The sequence below is a fragment of the Blastococcus sp. TF02A-30 genome, from assembly GCF_003319185.1.
GTDB lineage: Bacteria > Actinomycetota > Actinomycetes > Mycobacteriales > Geodermatophilaceae > Blastococcus.
The window spans coordinates 451120-468661 of sequence record NZ_QOHJ01000001.1; the positions used below are offsets into that span (position 1 = coordinate 451120).

Genomic DNA, 17542 nt, shown 5'->3' on the forward strand with positions numbered 1-17542 from the left:
CCAGGGTAGTTCCGGCTGCTAGTCGGCCTCGTTGCCCGGGCGGGCGACGCCGTCGTCCTTCTGGGCTTCCTCGTCGGTGGTGAGGGTGGCCGAGCCCTGCGGGGCGTCGTCGGGCGCCGGGGCGGTGCCGTCGACGGTGTCCGGGGACTCGTGGTAGCCGGTGGGGTCGTTCTCGCTCACGTGGTGGGTCCTCCGGATCGGGGGGTGGGGCCGGGCACCTCGCCGGACGGGCCGTCGGTGCGCGCCCGGGCGACGTCGGAGTCGGCGCGGGCGGGCAGGTCGTCGCCGGAGGCGGCGTCCCGCTCGAGGGCCTCGTCCCGGGTCAGGGGGACGTCGTCGAACCCGGAGCCGCTGTCGCTGTTGTCGCCGGTGCCCGAGGCGGTGGGGACACCCTGCTGGATGCGGTCGCTGCCCTGCGGATCGCTCACGACGGGCTCCTTCGCTCGACGACGTCGTCCCCCGCCCCATGCCCGGCGCCCCGGCGCTGAAACGGCGACGGCCGCCACTCCCCGGGAGGAGTGGCGGCCGTCGTCGTGCCCCGGGGGCCTGCGGCTCAGAACACCGACTCGGGGATCTCCATCAGCGCGTTGTCGGTGTTCTCGACGATCACGCGGTCGGCGGCCAGCCGGGGCAGCACCTGGGTGGTGAAGAACCGGGTGGCGGCGAGCTTGCCCTCGTAGAAGTCGCGGTCCTTCGCGGCGACCTCGCCGGACAGCGCGGCCAGGGCGACCTCCGACTGGCGGATCAGCAGCCAGGCGGTGAGCAGGTCGCCGACGGCCAGCAGGAAGCGGGAGGTGTTCTGGCCGACCTTGTACAGGTTGGTCATGTCCTCCTGCGCGGCCGTGAGGTGGCCGAACATCGCGGTGAGCATGCCCTGCACGTCCTGCAGCGCGGCGCCCAGCGCGGCCCGCTCCTCCTTGAGCCGGCCGTTGCCGGCCTCGCCCTCGACGGTGGCCTGGACCTGGCCGGCCAGCCAGGTCAGCGCGACGCCGCCGTCCTTGACGATCTTCCGGAAGAAGAAGTCCTGGCCCTGGATCGCCGTCGTGCCCTCGTACAGGGTGTCGATCTTGGAGTCGCGGATGTACTGCTCGATCGGGTAGTCCTGCAGGAAGCCCGAGCCGCCCAGGGTCTGCAGCGACTCCTGGGTGAGCAGCTCGGTGGCCATCTCCGAGCCGAAACCCTTGACGATCGGCAGCAGCAGGTCGTTGACGCGGGCGGCGAGCTTCGCGTCCTCGCTGTCCGCCGTGCCGGCGACCTCGGCCTCGAGGACCTGGTCGCGGAAGCTGGCGGCGTACAGGTACAGCGCGCGCATGCCCTCGGCGTAGGACTTCTGCAGCATCAGCGAGCGGCGGACGTCGGGGTGGTGGGTGATCGTCACCCGCGGGGCGTCCTTGCTGGTGGCGGTGAGGTCCGCGCCCTGGACGCGGTTCTTCGCGTAGTCCAGCGCGACCTGGTAGCCGGCCGACAGCGTGGCGATCGCTTTGGTGCCGACGAACATCCGGGCGTACTCGATGATCTTGAACATCTGCGCGATGCCGTCGTGCACCTCGCCGACGAGCCAGCCCTTGGCCGGCACCGGGCCGTCGCCGAAGGTGACCTCGCAGGTCGTGGAGACCTTGAGGCCCATCTTCTTCTCGACGTTGGTGACGTAGGCGCCGTTGCGCTCGCCGAGCTCGCCGGTCTCGACGTCGACGTGGAACTTGGGGACGACGAAGAGCGACAGGCCCTTGGTGCCGGCCTTTGCGCCCTCCGGGCGGGCCAGGACGAGGTGGATGATGTTGTCGCTCAGGTCGTGCTCGGCCGAGGTGATGAACCGCTTCACGCCCTCGATGTGCCACGAGCCGTCCGGCTGCTGGATCGCCTTGGTGCGGCCGGCGCCGACGTCGGAGCCCGCGTCGGGCTCGGTGAGCACCATGGTGGCGCCCCACTGCTTCTCGACCATGAGGGCGGCCAGCTTCTTCTGCTCCGGCGTGCCCAGCTCGTCGAGGACGGTGGCGAAGCTCGGGCCCGAGCCGTACATGAACACGGCCGGGTTGGCGCCCAGGATCATCTCGTAGGCGGCCCAGCGCAGCGGGACGGGAGCGCCGAAGCCGCCCATCTCCTCGGGCAGGTCGAGGCGGAACCACTCGCCGTCGGCGAGCGCCTGCACCGACTTCTTGAACGACTCGGGGAGCGTCACCGAGTGCGTCGCCGGGTCGAACACCGGCGGGTTGCGGTCGGCGTCGTAGAAGGACTCGGCCAGGGGGCCCTCGGCCAGGCGGCGGATCTCGGCGAGCACGCCGCGCGCGGTCTCGGCGTCCATCTGCTCGAAGGGGCCGGTGCCGAACCGGTCCTTGGTGTCGAGGAACTCGAAGAGGTTGAACTCGAGGTCCCGGAGGTTGGCGGTGTAGTGCGTCATCGCGCTGAGGCTCCCGTGCTCCGTGCCGATCGGTCGGCAAGTTCCTACTCGCCAGTAACAAAGCTATTACCGGCGGGTAGGTCGGAGCAAGCTCCCCGGCCCGGACACGCCCCGGAGGGGGTGCCCGGGCGGGCGGGGTGGAGCGGATCAGCCGCGGCCGCGCCGCCGTGCGCGCAGCACGAGGCTGGTCAGCCAGCCGATGGCCGCGCCGAGCGCCGCGGCGATCAGCAGGGCCACCACCAGGGGTGCGTCGACGTTCCCGAACACCAGGCTGATGTCGACGGTCTGCGTGTTGAACACGACGAACAGCACGAGGACGACGGTGGCGAAGAGCAGCAGTGCCAGCGCCAGCGACCGGCCGATGGTGCGGCCGGTGTGCCGCTCGCGGCGCGGCGTGGTCCCGGCTGCGGGCTCGACCGGTCCGGGCGCGGAGGCCGGTGGCGGGGGCGTGCCGCCGAGGCCGACGTCCAGCGGGTCGGCGCGGCGGGGGTCCGGGCCGGTCACCGGGCGTCCGGTTCGGTGTCCGCCGGCGGGTAGGCCGGTCCGGCGATGCCGTCGGCCGGGCCTTCGACCGCGCCGAGGGACTCCCGGTCCTCGCCCGGGGCCTTCTCGGCGCCGAGGGGCTGCGCCTCGCGCTCCGATCCTGCGTTGTTCGCGTCCGGCATGGTCATGATCCGGTTCTGCCCGGGCGCCGTCCGGTGGAAACCGGTGATCACGTCGGGTCCGCCGGGGCCTCGACAGGTCGCGATGCCCCGGCGGGCCCGTGCTGATCACCGCCGCCGGGGTCACCCGTCGGTGAGCGCGGGACCTGCCTCGTGGTGCGGGTGGCCCTTCGTCCGCTCCCGTTGCTTCATCCGGGCCTCGAACACGTGCCGGTCGCCGCCGGCCAGCTCGTCGCGGGCCCGCGCGTCGTAGGCGCGGAAGGTGCCCCAGTAGTTCTCGTCGAAGTCCTCGACGATCTGGAAGGTCCACCGGTCGGCGATCACGTTGCGGCCGACCAGGTCGCGGTCGAGGTCGGCGGCCAGCCCGGTGGCGCCGGCCTGCTCGAACAGCTCGACGGATTCCTGCAGCAGGCGGTCGGCCTTGCCGGTGAGCTGGTGGAACGCGTACAGGAAGCCGCGCGCCTGGTCGACGGTCTCGAGGGCCTCGGAGAGCTTGCCCAGCGCCTCGACGGTGGTGTCGTCGAGGTCGGGGCGGGTGCGGTCGGAAGTCACCCGGTCATCGTGCGGGGACGGCGGCGGCCCTGCTCGTTCAGGCGCGGGCGATCGCCTGGTCGATGAGCTTCTCGGCCAGCTGCCGGCCGTGCGCCGCCGGGCCGTCCGGCCCGAGCAGCCCGCCGGACAGGTACATCCCGTCGATGATCAGGTGCAGCTGCGCGGCGAGGTCCTCGCCACCGCCGGGCATGATCTCCTCCGCCAGTCGCTCGAGCCGCGAGTAGAGCTCGAACTTGTAGTCGGCGGCCGCGCTGCGCGCGGGGTGCTGCGGGTCGTCGTACTCGCTGCTCACGTTGTTGAACGGGCAGCCGCGGAAGCCGGTGCGGGTCACGTCGCGCTCGACGGCGTCGACGACCGAGAGGAGCGCGGCGCGCGGGTCGCCCTGCAGGCGGACCAGCTCGGCGTCGATGAAGCCCAGCACGGTCGCGGCCTTGCGCGAGAGGTAGGCGCCGACGAGGTCGTCCTTGCTCTTGAAGAGCCGGTAGACCGTCATCTTGCCCAGGCCGGTCTCGCGGACCAGCTCGTCCATGCCGACGCTGCGCGAGCTACGGCTGGCGAACAGCCGTTCCGCGGTGTCGAGGACGATGGCCTGCCGCTCGGCGCGGCTGCGGCGGACCGGTGCCGAGGCGTCGTCGGCGGCGGCGAGGTGCAGAGCGGCGGTCACGGGGCGATCGTGCACCAGCACGTGACGGAGCAGTTCGCGGCACGCCGACGGTGGTTGCTCTGAGTGACGAGAGGCGAGCGGGCTCGCCGTGGCGCCGGGGGTCTGTGAGGTCGCTGTGGCGACGGAGAGTCACCAGCGGGGCGATCCGACCCCCGGCCGCCGGGTTCAGGCCCGGCGGACCCGGCGCGGATTGGCCAGCAGCCGGGCGGCGGCGACGGCGGTGGCGCCGGCGCCGGGCTCGCTCTCCGCGGACTGCTCGGCGGGGCTCTGGGCTACTCGGGTCTCGTGCTGCGTGTCCTCCATGGAGGCCAGCCTGCCCCGGGCCGGTGGTGCGAAAACAGCCGCGGGCGGGTGATCCTCCGCACGAGGGGTGAGATCTGGCTCACTCCCGGTGCCCCTCGCCCGGTAGGTGCGGGGCACGACGGCGGGTGGTCACGGGCTCACGCCGAGGGCGTCGGAGAGCTCGTCGAGCTGCGCGAGCTGCCACTCGACGAAGAAGCCGTCGTCGTCCGGCGGGGATTCCGTCACCTCGACGACGGGCACGTCGGCGTCCTCCGCGGCCTCCTGGATCCGCTCGGGGACGCGGCCGCCGGTCTGGCGGTTGAGCACCAGGACGTCGACCTCGCCGTCGCGCAGCGCTGACTCGAGCTCGGCCAGGTCGCCCGCGGGCGTGGCGTCGGCCAGCCCGACCGCCGCGGCCATCCGGTCGAAGACGCCCTCCGTGGCGGCGTAGGTGCGCCCGTCGGAGGCCGCACGCAGCGTGGCCACCGCGTCCAGCAGCGGCTGCAGCTCGGCGGCGAACGCGGCGCGCTGGGCGTCGAAGTAGGGGGCGGCGTCGGGGGAGAGCTCGGTGAGCTGCTGGGTGACGGCGTCCGCGACCTGCGTGACGACCGCCGGGTCGTACCAGAGGTGCGGGTCGTCGTCGGCGTGCCCGTCCGCGGTCAGCCCGGTCGCCTCGACCACGGCCGGGGCCCCGGAGGCAGGCTCGAGCGCCCACGCGTCGTAGCGACCGCCGTTGAGGACCACGAGGTCGGCGCGGTCGAAGGCGGCCAGATCCGCGGTCACCGGCTCGAAGGCGTGCGGGTCGACCGCCACCGACGCGACGATCGTGGTCACGGTCGCGCAGTCCCCGCCCAGCTGCCGGGCGATGCTGCCCCACTGCGCGACCGACGCGACGACGTCCACGACCTCGCCCGGGCAGGCCGCGGGATCGCCGGGGTCCACCGCCGCGGAGCTGTCGGGCGCGGCGCCGTCGCCGCCGCAGGCGGTGAGGGCGAGGAGGGTGAGCGCCGACAGGGCGGCCTGGACGGGGGCACGGGACACGGGAACTCCTGCCGGCAATGGTTCTCACGGGCAGTGTCGCGGACGCCGCCGCCCGCGGAGCCCCCGGGTCCGTGGCCGGCGGTCAGCTCCCGGGGGTGTCGGCCCCGCCCTCGAGCTCCTTGCCCTCAGCCGGCTCCTCGGGGTGCGGGGTGGTGCCGGTGCCCTCGGCGTCGCGGGACGGCGCTCCGCCGTCGGGCTGGTCCACGTCGGGTGCGCGGTCGGGCTGGCTCATGGCTCCTCCTCGGTGGGTCGGGTGTCGCCCGGCCAGTGCCCGTCCGCTCCGAGCGGCAACCGTCGGACGGGAGCGGCCGCGGGCACGCGGGGGAGCAGGGCCCGCACGTCGTCGTCGCCGGGCAGCGCCCCGCGCGCGCCCGGTCCGGTCGTGGACAGCGCGGCCGCCGTCACCGCGTACCGGACGGCACCGGGCAGGTCGGCGCCGCCGGCCAGCCCCTGGGCGAGAGCGCCGCTGAAGCAGTCGCCCGCGCCGGTGGTGTCGACGGTGTCGACCGCCGGCGGCGGCTGCAGCAGCGCACCACCCCCGTCGCCGGGGACGACGAGCGCGCCCCGGGCGCCGAGCGTGACCACCACCGCCCGGCAGCCCAGGCCCCGGGCCAGCTCGGCGAGCTCCGCCGGTGCGCGCTCCCCGGGGGCCGCGCCGGCCAGCTGGACCAGCTCGTGCTCGTTGGGGACCAGGACGTCCACCCGCGCCAGCAGCTCGGCCGGCAGCGGCTGCGGCGGGGCCGGGGTGAGGACGACGGTGCCGGCGGTGGCGGCCGCGGCGGCGCGCACGGCGTCCAGGGGCACCTCGAGCTGCAGCAGCAGGACCGCGGCGCGGCGCACCGGCTCGACGTCGGCGTCCTCCGCCGTGAGCTCGGCGTTGGCGCCGGGCACGACGACGATCAGGTTCTCGCCGCTGCCCTGCTCCACCGGGATGGTGGCGCTGCCCGTCGGCACCCCCGGCGTGCGCACCACCCGGCTGACGTCGACCCGCGAGCCGGCGAGCGCGGCCAGCTGCCGGTCGCCCGCGGGGTCCTCGCCGACCCGGCCGACCATGTGCACCCCCGTCCCGAGCAGGCCGGCGGCGGCCGCCTGGTTGGCACCCTTGCCGCCGGGTGCCAGGGTGGCGGAGCGGCCGATGACGGTCTCGCCGCGGCCGGGCAGCCGGCCCACCGCGACGAGCACGTCCTCGTTGAGGCTGCCGACGACGGTGACGGACACGGTGGACCTCCGGGGGCTGGTGCGGGGTCCAAGCAGTACCAGACAGCGGTGTCCGCCCGTCGGCGCCGCGGTAGGGCAAGCAGGACGACGAGCGGAGGACCGATGGCGAGCGAGGACCCCGACCGGATCCGGCGCGAGTTCGGCGCGGCGGTGAACATGACCGCGGGCGAGCTGGAGCGGTGGCTGGCCACCGACGAGTCGCAGGCGGTCGGCCAGAAGGACGGTGACGACGAGTCCACCGGGCACGCCTCGGGACGGCGGATCGTCGAGCTGCTGCGCACGAGGAAGGACGACCTCACCGACGACGACCTGGCGCACATGCGCACGGTGCACGGCTACGTCCGGCGCCACCTGGCCCAGCGGCCGGCGAAGGAGGACGTCGCGACGTCGCGGTGGCGGTACTCGCTGATGAACTGGGGTCACGACCCGATGAAGGGCAGCTGACCGCCGTGCCCGTCGTGCGCAACGACCCTGCCCAGTACGACGAGCTCGCCGACCAGTGGTGGCGGCCCGCCGGCGGTTTCGCGGCGCTGCACTGGCTGGCCGCCTCGCGCGCCGAGCACATCCCGCCCGCGGCCTCGCCCGGGGCGCTGCTGGTCGATCTCGCCTGCGGTGGCGGGCTGATGGCCCCGCACGTCGCCCGCCTCGGGTACCGGCACGTCGGCGTCGACCTGGGCGAGCGCGGGCTGCGGGTGGCCGGGGACCACGGGGTGCTGCCGGTCCGCGGCTCGGTGCTGGCGGTGCCGCTGGCCGATGGCTGCGCCGACGTCGTCGTCGCCGGTGAGGTCCTCGAGCACGTGGACGACGACGTCGCCGTCCTGGCCGAGTGCGCGCGGTTGCTGCGGCCCGGCGGGACGCTGGTGCTCGACGCGCTGGCCGACACCCGCATCGGCCGCTTCCTCATGGTGACCGTGGGCGAGCGCCTGCCCGGGGGGCCGCCGCCGGGCATCCACGACCCGGAGCTCTTCGTCGACCGGGGACGGCTGCTCGCGGCCGCGGACCGGCTCGGGCTGGACCTCACCCTGGTCGGGCTGCGCCCGTCGCTGCGGCAGGCGGTGGCGTGGAAGCTCGGCCGCAGGGAGGGTGTCACCATGAAGCCGATCCGGTCCACGGCGGTGGTCTTCGCCGGCTACGGCCGCAAGCGCTGAGCGGGCACCGGTGCCCGGGCGCACGTACCGTCGGACCATGACGCCGAGCCCGTGCGCCGAGGAGGCCTCGTGACCGCCGCCGTCGTGACCGGGCTGGGTTCGGCCCTCCCCGCGCCGCTGGAGCAGCAGGCGGCCTGGGACGGATTCTTCGCCGACCACTACGCCGGCGTGCGCGCCGCCCGCCGGATCTTCCTCGGGGCGGGGGTGCGCCGCCGCCACGCCGTCGCCAACCCCATGGACGAGGACCTCAGCGGCTGGGGCACCGGCGCCCGGATGGCCCGCTACGTCCAGGAGGCGCTGCCGCTCGGCAAGCAGGCGGTCGCCGGTGCCCTCGACGCGGCCGGCCTGGCCCCGGACGACGTCGGGCTGTTCGCCGTCGCCACCTGCACCGGCTACGCGACACCCGGCCTGGACATCCGGCTGGCCAGCGACCTCGGCATGCCGCCGGGGCTGCAGCGGCTGCTCGTGGGCCACATGGGCTGCTACGCCGCCATCCCGGGGCTGGCCGCGGTCTCCGACTTCGTCGCGGCCCGTTCCCGGCCGGCGGTGCTGCTGTGCTGCGAGCTGACCAGCCTGCACGTCCAGCCGGCCCAGGCCGACCTCGAGCAGGTGGTGGCGCACGCCCTGTTCTCCGACGCCGCGGCTGCCGTGGTGGTGGAGCCCGGGGCCGGCCGCGGACGCCGGGTCGCCGGCGTGGTGGCCCGCACCGACGCCTCGACCGCCGACCACATGACCTGGGACGTCACCGACCTGGGCTTCCGGATGGGGCTGTCCCCCCGGGTCCCCGACGTGCTGTCCCGCCACGTCGGCGACGTCGTCGACGAGCTGCTGCGCGGCGCCGGGCTGCGGGTCGAGGACGTCGCGGGCTGGGCGGTGCACCCCGGCGGACCGCGGATCATCGATGTCGTCCGCGACGAGCTGGGGCTGCGCGAGGAGCAGGTGGCCGCCTCCCGGCACGTCCTCGCCGAGCACGGGAACTGCTCCTCGGCCACCGTGCTGCTCGTCCTCCAGGAGATGGCCGACGTCGACGGCCCGGTGGTCGCGATGGCCTTCGGTCCCGGGCTCACCCTCTACGCCGCGCTGTTGCTCCCGGCCTGATGGGGCTACGCTCCGTGACGACGGTCACGGAGCGTGGGGAGGCTGCCCGTGGACGACGGAACGCCGACGGTGCGGGTCTTCCTCGTGGACGACCACGAGGTGGTCCGCCGCGGGGTGGCGGAGCTGCTCGAGGACGAGCCCGGCCTGGTCGTCACCGGTGAGGCCGGGTCCGTCGCCGAGGCCCTGGCCCGGGTGCCCGCCGTCCGTCCCGACGTCGTGGTCGTCGACATGCGGCTGCCCGACGGCGACGGCGCGGAGCTCTGCCGCAGGCTGCGCGACACCGTGCCCGGGACCCGCTGCCTGGTGCTGACCAGCTACGCGGAGAAGGAGGCCTTCACCGCCGCGGTCGAGGCCGGTGCCGCGGGCTTCGTGCTCAAGCAGGTGCGCGGCTCGGCGCTGGTGTCCGCGGTGCGCACGGTGGCCGGGGGCGGCACCTTGCTGGACGAGGTGCCCGCGACCGGACCCCGCCCGGTGGTGCAACCGGCCCCCGGGAGCGACCGGATGGGCACCCTCACCGACCAGGAGCGCACCGTGCTGCGGCTGATCGGCGAGGGGCTGACCAACCGGCAGATCGGCGAGCGGATGGGCCTGGCCGAGAAGACGGTGAAGAACTACACCAGCCACCTGCTGGCCAAGCTGGGCCTGGAGCGGCGCACCCAGGCCGCCATCCTCGCCACCCAGCTGCGCGACCGGGAGGGCTGAGCAGGTCAGGGCAGCGGGACCTCCCACTCGATCTGCGTCCCCGATCGGCCCGACGTCTCGCGCAGGCAGCCACCCCGCCGCTCCGCGCGGTGGGCGAGGTTGGCCAGGCCGCTGCGGGCCGCGACCGGCGGCAGCCCGCGGCCGTCATCGGTGACCTGCACCCGCACCGCCCCGTCGATCGTGACGGCGACGACCACCCGCCGGGCACGCGCGTGCCGGACGACGTTGGTGACCAGCTCCCGCACCACGGCGACGACGTCGGTGACCAGTTCCGCCGGGAGCTTGTCCAGCTCGCCCTGGATGCGCAGGTCGCGCCGCAGCCCGTGCCCGTCGACCACCGAGCGGACCACCTCGGCCAGCCGCCGGCGCACCCCGCCGTCGGCCGGGTCGTCGATGGCGTGCAGCTCGAAGATCGACGTGCGGATGCGCGCGATGGTGCCGTCCAGCTCGTCGACCCGCTCGGCGATGCGCGCGGCGACCTCGGGGTGCTCGGCCTCCAGGGAGCGGCTGATCCGGTCCAGCGCCAGGCCGGTGGCGTAGATCCGCTGCACCACGTGGTCGTGCAGGTCGCGGGCGATGCGGTCGCGGTCGGCCTGCAACTGCAGCCGGCGCTCCCGCTGCTGGCTGCGGACGAGCTCCATCGCGACCGTCGCGTGCGCGGCGAACGCGCCGGCCAGCTCCAGCAGCTCCTCGTCGAACGGCGGCCGCCCGCGCCCGCGCAGCGCCGCCAGGGTGCCCAGCGCCGGTGGGCCGCCGACCGGGATCAGCAGGATGGGGCCGTAGTCCGCGCCGAGCTCGTCGACCAGCTCGCCCGGCGAGCCCGGGAGCTCCGGGTCCATGACGTCCTCGATCAGCTGGGGGACGCCGGTGCGGTGCGCCGCCGACAGCAGGCCACCGTTCAGCGGGACCTGGACGCCCTCCACGTCCGCGGCGTCGGGTCCCACCGCGACGTGGACCCGCAGGACGTCGGTCTCCCCCGGGGCGGGCACCATCACCCCCGCGGCCTCCGCGCCGGACAGGTCCTTCACGCGGGAGGCGGCGGACCGGAGGACCTCGTCGGGGTCGGCCCCGGAGAGCAGCGCGGTGGCGATGTCCATCCCGGTCTGCCCCCACGCCCGGTGCCGCTCCGCGCGCTCCAGCAGCCGGGCGTTCTCGATGGCCAGCCCGGCGACCGCGGCCAGCGCCTGGGTCACCTCGACGTCGGCCTCGGTGAACGCGACGCCCTGCCGCTTCTCGGTCAGGTAGAGGTTGCCGAAGACCGTGTCGTGCACCCGCAGCGGGACGCCGAGGAACGACCGCATCGGTGGGTGCCCGGGCGGGAACCCGGAGAACGCCGGGTGGGCGGCCATGTCGTCCAGGCGCAGCGTCACCGGCTCCGCCACGAGCAGGCCGAGCAGGCCCTCGCCCGCGGGCAGCCGGCCGATGAGCCGCTCCTCCTCCTCGCCCATGCCGACGACGACGAACCGGTCCAGCGCGCGCCCGTCGGCCGTGAGCACACCGAGCGCGCCGTAGGTGGCGTCGACGTGCCGGACGGCGGCGCGCACCACCTCGTGCAGCGTCGCCTCCAGGTGGCTGCCGGAGGCGGCGGCCAGGACCGACGCCGCCAGCTGCGGCGCGCCGGAGGGGTCGGCGGTCACGGCCGGACCGGACCGGCGGGCGGGGTCACGGCCCGACGGTAGGAGGTCCGGCCGGGCGCGGGAAGCGGTTCGCGGCGGCGGAGGGGGGAGCTGTCACGGGGCAACGGTCACGGGGGCCGCAGGTCATGCCCCCCGGGCGGTGCGGCGGGCCGGCGGGCGGGGCACCGCGGGTCGCAGCAGGTGCTTGCCGTTGGGGCCGACCACGACCAGGTCCGCCCCGCGGGTCGCGGCGGTCAGGGCGTCGAGCAGCGGGCGCTCGAGGACCGCCGTCCGGGTCGTGACGGCGACGCCGGTCTCGGTGCGGGCGCGGAGCAGCTGCGCCTCCAGGAGGTCCTCGGCCGCAGCCCGCTCCTCGGGGGAGATGCGGCCCAGGCCCGGCAGCGGGCCGTCGTCGTCGACGTCGAGCACGCCGACCGCCAGGACGGTGGCCTCACGGCGGGCGGCCTCGCGCAGGGCCCACACCAGGGGACGGTGACCGGCGGCGTGCGGCTCGACCTCGACCACGATCCAGGGTCGGGGGCGCCGCGGGACCAGGGGCAGCAGGCGCAGCGGCGCGATGCCCGTACCGGCGTCGTCGGACGGGTCGTCGCCCGTGCGCTGGGTCTCCTCGGAGGAGCGGGTGGTGCTCATGCCCGGGATCGTGTCGGGCCCTCCGGGTCTCCCCCAGGGCCCAAGGACCCGGGACGCCGCGGGTTCTCGACGTCCCGTCGACGTTCCGGAAAGGGGGTGGTGCGTGTCCGGACCGACCGTGGTCGGTACCTCGCGCACCGTCAGCGCATGCGCGGGCGGGCGCGGCTCACCCCGGAGGGGTGAGACCGGGTGCCCGGTTCAAGGTCGGCGGCCCGCCGTCCGATGCGCCTGGCATGGAACTCGTCCGCCGGCTGCGCGGCCTCAGCCTGCTGACCCGGTTCGGGGTCGTCAGCCTGCTGCTCACCGTCGCGGTGGGGGTGGTGCTGTCGTCGGTCCTGAGCAGCGCGATCAGCGAGCGGGCCCGCGAGCAGGCCGAGTGGACCGCGACCGTCACGGTGCGGCTCGGCCTCCAACCCCAGCTGACGCCCGTGGACCTCGTGGAGGGCCTCGACGCCGCCCGCCTGGCGCCGGTGGCCCGGGCGGTGCGCCTCGCCGCCGAGGACCTGCGCAGCGGTGGCCGGCGGTTCGACGACCTCGACCCGGTCGCGATCACGATCTACAACGGCGAGCGCGTCGTGGTGTGGGCCGACGACCCGGCTCGCATCGGCGCGGTCTCCGGGTCCGACGAACTCGACGGCGCCCTCGCCGGTGACGTGATCTCGGGCTTCGCGCACTCCGCCGACGACGGCGACGGCAGCGAGGACGGCGAGCGCCGGCTGCTCGAGGTCTACGTGCCCGTCCAGTGGCCGAACGCGGCGACGCCGGCGGGGGCCGTGGAGGTCTACCTGCCCTACGCGCCGGTGGCCGACGCGGTGGCCGCCGACATCCGCACCCTGACGATCACGCTCGCGGTCGGGTTGGCGGTCTTCTACGGCGTCCTGTTCCGGTTCGTCGCCTCCGCGTCCAGGCGGATGCAGCGGCAGCGCGAGGAGCTGCGCGACTCCGCCGCTCGCGACCGGCACCACGCCACGCACGACACGCTCACCGGCCTGCCCAACTGGGTCCTCATGCGCGACCGGCTCGACCAGGCGCTGGCCGCCGCGACCCGGTCGCGCACCGAGGTGGCCATGCTGCTCATCGACCTGGACCGCTTCAAGGAGATCAACGACTCCCTCGGGCACTCCTACGGCGACGAGCTGCTCCGCCACGTGGGGCCCCGGCTGCACGCGCTGCTGCGCGAGGGGGACACGGTCGCCCGCCTCGGTGGCGACGAGTTCGCCGTCCTGCTCCCGTCGGTGGAGGGCGTCGCGGAGGCCGAGGCGGTGGCCGAGCGGTTGCGCGCCGCGCTGCACCAGCCGTTCGACGTCAACGGCGCGGTGCTCGACGTCGAGGCGAGCGTCGGCATCGTGCTCTCGCCCTGGCACGGGACCGACACCGAGGAGCTCCTGCGCAACGCCGACATCGCCATGCACGTGGCCAAGGAGCGCAAGGCCGGCGCCGTGGTGTACCGGCCGGAGGAGCACGTGGCCGCCCCGCCGAGCCTCACCGTGCTGGGCGACCTGCGCCGCGCGCTCGACGTCGACGACGAGCTGTTCCTGCACTACCAGCCGAAGTTCACCCTGGACGGCGAGCGGGTCGAGGGCGCGGAAGCGCTGCTCCGCTGGCGGCACCCCACCCGGGGGCTGGTCCCGCCGGGCGACTTCATCCCGGTGGCCGAGGGCACCGGGATCATCCTGCAGCTGACCGAGCGCGTGCTCGACCTGGCGCTGGCGCAGCTGAGCCGGTGGCGGGAGGCCGGGGCCGCGCTGCCCGTCGCGGTCAACCTCTCCACCCGCTGCCTGCTCGACGCGGGGCTGCCGGACCTGGTGCAGCGGCTGCTCGCCGAGCACGGCGTGCCCGCCACGCTGCTGCGCCTGGAGGTGACGGAGAGCTCGGTCATGGGCGACGCCGCCCGGTGCATGGACGTGCTCCAGCGCCTGCACGACCTGGGCGTGCGGCTGTCCATCGACGACTTCGGCACCGGCTACAGCTCGATGGCCTACCTGCGCCGGCTGCCGGTCGACGAGCTGAAGATCGACCGCTCGTTCGTGGGCGGCATGACGACGACCCCGCACGACGCCGTCCTGGTGCGCACCGCGATCGACCTCGGCCACAACCTGGGCCTGACCGTGGTCGCCGAGGGCGTCGAGGACGCCGACCAGGTGGTGGCGCTGCGCGCCCTGGGCTGCGACATCGCGCAGGGCTACCACTTCGCCCGTCCGATGCCGGCCGACGAGCTGGGCGCGCTGCTCGCCCGCGTGGGCACGATCCACGGGGAGCTGCCGGCCGCTCCCTGAGCCCGGATGCACGTCGCGCCCCGGTCCAGCGGACCGGGGCGCGACGTGGTGCCTGGAGCGGGTGACGGGAATCGAACCCGCACTGTCAGCTTGGGAAGCTGATTGATCTAAGGGCAAACCCGCTGTTCAGAGCCATGGTCGACGCGCTGAGGGGACGTTCCATGACCTCATCGTGACCTAGCGCCTCCGGTTGCCAGCAGATGCGTGCGGGCTGCTCGGGGTTGACGGTCACGCTCAACGCCATAAAGACGAGGTCCGCCACCCCTGGGGGAAGCCCATCTCGGCCAGGGTCCGTGCGGTGGGCGGCAGAGCTGTTGTCAGCAGGGCCACGAGATCGTCGCGCCACCCCTCCCACGCGTCGTCGTCAACGACCTCCGCGAGGAGGAAGAGCATGAGACACAGGGGACCGAAGACCCGGGAGACCTGGGCCGTCGGCCCGGTGCGCAGGTGTGCCAGTGGGCCGATCGAGCGCAGGTGAGCCGTGGCGAGTTGGACGTCCATGTTCCGGTTCCACAGCCGCGAGTGGTGGGCGCAAGTGTTGCGCAGGTAGTTGATCACTCGCAGCCAGTTGGTGAGGACTGCGCCGTTACCTCGCCCCCTGACGTCGAGCGCGCCGAAGTCGGCGGCGATCTCATCGCGGTCGCGGCTCTTGAGGCCGCTGTAGAGCGTGGAGACTCCGCCGAAGTCCAGAATCTCGGTCACCACCCAGGCTGGCAGCCGGCCGTCGTACTTGGAGCGGAAGTGCTCGACGAAGTCCTCACGGGAGCGCTGCTGCGCGTCATGCATGCGGCGGAGCCACTCCTGGTATCGGCTGGGCTTCCCCGAGGTGAGCGGTTGGTCGAAGCGAGCGTCCAGGTTCACCGGATCCAGGTGGGCGTAGGCGCCGCGACGGCCGAGGACGTGGCCGACCTGTACGCGGGCCGCGATCTCGATGCGCTCCAAGGCATCGAGCAGGTGCAGCTTCAGGCGCCGGTCGAAGTCGTACAGGCCGATGATCTGGTCGAGGCTGGTGCCCGAAATGAACTCGTCGGCTCGTCCGACGCCGGTCGGGCTGGGCTGGCGGTAGGGATACCAGTAGCCGCTGAGCCGGTAGTAGCCGACGGTTTGCAGGGCGCGTTCCGCGTGCTGTGGGTCGGGAATGACGAGTCCGCGCGAGGCCAGCAGCCTCACCTGGGCCGGTAGGTCCAGGTGAGGCTTGGTGTACGGCGCAGGCAAGAACGTCCTCTCCTGGCGTCCGAGCAAAAGAAAACCAGCCCGTGATCACGAGGGATCAGAGGGGCTGGCCGTGTTGCATCGACTCTAACTCAGGATGTTGTCGACGTCATCCCTGCCGCCCGCGGCGGTGCGTCGCGCTCACTCGGACGAGGGGACCACCGAAGCGGCACCGATCATCGCGTCGAGTGCCCGGGCGATCTCGCTGTCGCGTTCATCGGCCGCGTGCTGGTACATCAACGCTGCGGCCGAGGAGGAGTGCCCCAGACGCCGCATGAGCTCCTTGGTCGTGGCGCCGGTCGCCGCGGCCAGGGTGGCTCCGGTGTGCCGTAGCTCGTGCGGTCGGACCGGTGGCAGGCCGACCGCCTCGACGGCTCGGCGGAAGGTCTGGCCGAAGTTGGCCGAGTGCAAAAAGGTTCCCGCGCCGGTGCCGAAGACCAGCGCATCCGGGGAGTCGGACACGAAGCGCTCCAGATGGGTCGCGAGGGCACTGGCCACGCTGGCCGGCAGGGACACCGTGCGGCGCCCGGCCTCGGTCTTCGGGTCACCGACCAGCCAGCGTCCACCCACGTAGCGAACAGAGCGATGCACGTGCAGCTTGTCGCCGTCGACGACGTCCGACCTGCGGAGGGCGGTGGCCTCGCCGAATCGGAGCCCACCGAAGGCAAGTACGAGCACCAACGCCCGATAGCGCTCCGTTCGCCGGTCTCGGCCGACGTGGTCGGCCAGGGTCTGCGCCTCAGCCGCGGTCAGCGCTCGGGAGGGCCGGGTAGCCCTCGGCGTGCTGGCGCCACGGAGCCGACACGGGTTGGCCGCGATGACCTCGTCGGCCACGGCGACGCCCAGGATGCTGCGAAGGAGTCGATAGGCCTGGGCCAGCGCCGTGGGGCCGGTTCGCTTTGCCGCCGCGGTGTGCCAAGTGCGGACCTTGGCGGGGGTGACGTCGCCGACCGGCACGTCCTCCCACTGGGGCGCCAGGTGGAGCCGCCAGAGGCCGGCATAGAGGCTCCTGGTGCCCTCCCGTAGTTCGTCGCGGGCCAGGTAATCCGCCGCGAAGGCACCGACGGTGCGCTGGCCGGATTCGGGAGCCCGCCAGACCTTTCGGACGAGGTCAGCCTGTGCGGTTGCCAGCCATGCCCAGGCGTCGGCCTTCGCCGTCCCAAAGACCTTCGACCGGCGGCGTCCATCCGGGCCGACGTAGCGGGCGCGGTACCGGCCGCTGGGCAGACGGTCGACGCTCCCGAAAGCGGCTCTCTTCGCCATCCGGCAACCATGTCATGACCTGCGAAAGCTACCAATGTCGCCTGTGGACAACGCGTGCTGCGCTCTGCGGCCCGACCCTTCCTATTGCCGTGGTATGCGCCCGTCGTTGATGAAGCCGTCCAGGGCCGAGCGTTCGAGGCGCACGTGCTTGCCGAGTTTCACGTAGGGGATCCGTCGTTCGCTGATGAGGCGGCGGACGAAGCGCTGTCCGGTGCTCAGGTACTCGGCGGCCTGGTCGATGGTGAGCAGCTGACCGGGGTCACCGAGGGGCGTGGGCTCGTGGGCGGAGGCCTGGGGTATCGCTTCCCTCCGTCGGTTGTCTCGAACCATGTTCAGCGACCGCCTGCCGGGAGGGGGCCCGAGCCCCGCAGGTAGGACCCGAGCGTGCCGCTGAGGGGTGCGCTCGCTCCGCGGGTGTCGCCTCCTGCATCCCGGTGAGTGCGCCGATTGCGGCGTGGGTTCACCGCCGGCTCCCCGGGTCGTTGGCAACCCGGCCGTGCTGAACGTCGATCCAGCTGCGGAGATCGTCGGCGCGATAGAGGACGCGGCGGCCGAGGCGGAAACTGCGTGGACCGGTGCCGAGGTGGCGCCAGTACCGCAGCGTGGCGACGGGCGCGCGCAGGAGTTCAGCGGCTTCGGTGATGGTGAGCAGTTCGGGCTCATGGCCGGCGGGGCGGTCGGGCATGGCGGCGGACTCCGAATCCGGTCGACTGGTGTGGGCCTGTGCCTGTGGAAGGCGTTGTTTCGAGCCGTTTGGTG

Annotated in this window: 22 protein-coding genes and 1 tRNA gene; 5 read left to right on the forward strand and 18 right to left on the reverse strand. The window is 73.9% G+C overall.

Features of this window, described 5'->3' with window-relative positions:
• Positions 1–18: 18 nt before the first annotated feature.
• The 11 genes from DQ241_RS20775 to DQ241_RS02155 all read right to left on the reverse strand — a co-directional run bounded on the left by DQ241_RS20775 (position 19) and on the right by DQ241_RS02155 (position 6817).
• On the reverse strand, positions 19–180 hold the full coding sequence (locus DQ241_RS20775) for a hypothetical protein (protein WP_199583981.1): 162 nt from the start codon (positions 178–180) through the stop codon (positions 19–21).
• Entirely contained in the window at positions 177–428 is a 252-nt protein-coding gene (locus DQ241_RS02120; protein ID WP_113828488.1) for a hypothetical protein, read from the reverse strand. Before DQ241_RS02120 ends, DQ241_RS20775 begins: the two co-directional genes overlap by 4 nt.
• A gap of 125 nt (positions 429–553) precedes the next feature.
• Positions 554–2398: an acyl-CoA dehydrogenase gene (locus DQ241_RS02125; protein WP_113828489.1), complete on the reverse strand. Its 1845-nt coding sequence runs from the start codon at positions 2396–2398 to the stop codon at positions 554–556.
• 147 nt (positions 2399–2545) lie between these two features.
• Entirely contained in the window at positions 2546–2902 is a 357-nt protein-coding gene (locus tag DQ241_RS02130) for a lipopolysaccharide assembly protein LapA domain-containing protein (RefSeq protein WP_113828490.1), read from the reverse strand.
• Positions 2899–3114 carry a hypothetical protein gene (locus DQ241_RS02135; RefSeq protein ID WP_113828491.1) on the reverse strand — a complete coding sequence of 72 codons (216 nt, stop codon included), beginning with the start codon at positions 3112–3114 and terminating at the stop codon, positions 2899–2901. The genes DQ241_RS02130 and DQ241_RS02135 overlap by 4 nt, the downstream gene beginning before the upstream one ends.
• 69 nt (positions 3115–3183) lie before the next feature.
• A complete protein-coding gene (locus tag DQ241_RS02140; RefSeq protein WP_113828492.1) occupies positions 3184–3612 on the reverse strand; it encodes a hypothetical protein in 429 nt (142 codons plus the stop codon).
• Positions 3613–3649: 37 nt separating this feature from the next.
• The gene (locus DQ241_RS02145; protein ID WP_113828493.1) at positions 3650–4276 is read right to left on the reverse strand and encodes a TetR/AcrR family transcriptional regulator; all 627 of its coding nucleotides are present in this window, start codon (positions 4274–4276) and stop codon (positions 3650–3652) included.
• A gap of 165 nt (positions 4277–4441) precedes the next feature.
• Positions 4442–4579 (reverse strand): hypothetical protein, encoded by a 138-nt coding sequence (locus DQ241_RS20470; protein WP_158545854.1) that lies wholly within the window; start codon positions 4577–4579, stop codon positions 4442–4444.
• 129 nt (positions 4580–4708) lie between these two features.
• A complete protein-coding gene (locus DQ241_RS02150) occupies positions 4709–5599 on the reverse strand; it encodes a metal ABC transporter solute-binding protein, Zn/Mn family (protein WP_199583985.1) in 891 nt (296 codons plus the stop codon).
• 82 nt (positions 5600–5681) lie between these two features.
• Positions 5682–5831 (reverse strand): hypothetical protein, encoded by a 150-nt coding sequence (locus tag DQ241_RS20475; RefSeq protein ID WP_158545855.1) that lies wholly within the window; start codon positions 5829–5831, stop codon positions 5682–5684.
• Positions 5828–6817 carry a ribokinase gene (locus DQ241_RS02155; protein WP_113828494.1) on the reverse strand — a complete coding sequence of 330 codons (990 nt, stop codon included), beginning with the start codon at positions 6815–6817 and terminating at the stop codon, positions 5828–5830. The genes DQ241_RS20475 and DQ241_RS02155 overlap by 4 nt, the downstream gene beginning before the upstream one ends.
• Positions 6818–6919: 102 nt before the next feature.
• On the opposite strand from DQ241_RS02155, the gene DQ241_RS02160 reads away from it, so the two are divergent.
• From DQ241_RS02160 to DQ241_RS02175, 4 genes are all read left to right on the forward strand, one after another.
• On the forward strand, positions 6920–7261 hold the full coding sequence (locus DQ241_RS02160; protein ID WP_113828495.1) for a DUF3140 domain-containing protein: 342 nt from the start codon (positions 6920–6922) through the stop codon (positions 7259–7261).
• Positions 7262–7266: 5 nt separating this feature from the next.
• On the forward strand, positions 7267–7965 hold the full coding sequence (locus DQ241_RS02165) for a methyltransferase domain-containing protein (protein WP_113828496.1): 699 nt from the start codon (positions 7267–7269) through the stop codon (positions 7963–7965).
• Positions 7966–8034: 69 nt separating this feature from the next.
• The gene (locus DQ241_RS02170) at positions 8035–9063 is read left to right on the forward strand and encodes a type III polyketide synthase (RefSeq protein WP_113828497.1); all 1029 of its coding nucleotides are present in this window, start codon (positions 8035–8037) and stop codon (positions 9061–9063) included.
• A gap of 48 nt (positions 9064–9111) precedes the next feature.
• Positions 9112–9765: a response regulator transcription factor gene (locus DQ241_RS02175; protein ID WP_113828498.1), complete on the forward strand. Its 654-nt coding sequence runs from the start codon at positions 9112–9114 to the stop codon at positions 9763–9765.
• A gap of 5 nt (positions 9766–9770) precedes the next feature.
• Here the strand turns inward: DQ241_RS02175 and DQ241_RS02180 are convergent, their stop codons facing one another.
• Both DQ241_RS02180 and DQ241_RS02185 read right to left on the reverse strand, forming a co-directional pair.
• Positions 9771–11402 carry a GAF domain-containing protein gene (locus tag DQ241_RS02180; protein WP_233492161.1) on the reverse strand — a complete coding sequence of 544 codons (1632 nt, stop codon included), beginning with the start codon at positions 11400–11402 and terminating at the stop codon, positions 9771–9773.
• A gap of 123 nt (positions 11403–11525) precedes the next feature.
• Positions 11526–12032 carry a universal stress protein gene (locus tag DQ241_RS02185; RefSeq protein ID WP_113828499.1) on the reverse strand — a complete coding sequence of 169 codons (507 nt, stop codon included), beginning with the start codon at positions 12030–12032 and terminating at the stop codon, positions 11526–11528.
• Between the two features lie 233 nt (positions 12033–12265).
• Between DQ241_RS02185 and DQ241_RS02190 the strand changes: the two genes are divergently transcribed.
• Positions 12266–14308, forward strand: a complete 2043-nt coding sequence (locus DQ241_RS02190) for a bifunctional diguanylate cyclase/phosphodiesterase (RefSeq protein ID WP_113828500.1) — start codon at positions 12266–12268, stop codon at positions 14306–14308.
• A gap of 53 nt (positions 14309–14361) precedes the next feature.
• Here DQ241_RS02190 and DQ241_RS02195 read toward each other — a convergent pair.
• The 5 genes from DQ241_RS02195 to DQ241_RS02215 form a co-directional block, all read right to left on the reverse strand.
• Positions 14362–14431, reverse strand: a tRNA-Ser gene (locus tag DQ241_RS02195).
• Positions 14432–14542: 111 nt separating this feature from the next.
• Positions 14543–15478, reverse strand: coding sequence for an Abi family protein (locus DQ241_RS02200; RefSeq protein ID WP_158545856.1), 936 nt, complete (start codon positions 15476–15478; stop codon positions 14543–14545).
• Positions 15479–15661: 183 nt separating this feature from the next.
• Entirely contained in the window at positions 15662–16783 is a 1122-nt protein-coding gene (locus DQ241_RS02205) for a site-specific integrase (RefSeq protein ID WP_113828502.1), read from the reverse strand.
• Between the two features lie 81 nt (positions 16784–16864).
• Positions 16865–17113, reverse strand: a complete 249-nt coding sequence (locus DQ241_RS02210) for a helix-turn-helix domain-containing protein (protein WP_113828503.1) — start codon at positions 17111–17113, stop codon at positions 16865–16867.
• A 130-nt stretch (positions 17114–17243) separates the two neighbouring features.
• The gene (locus DQ241_RS02215; protein WP_113828504.1) at positions 17244–17468 is read right to left on the reverse strand and encodes an AlpA family transcriptional regulator; all 225 of its coding nucleotides are present in this window, start codon (positions 17466–17468) and stop codon (positions 17244–17246) included.
• Positions 17469–17542: the final 74 nt, after the last annotated feature.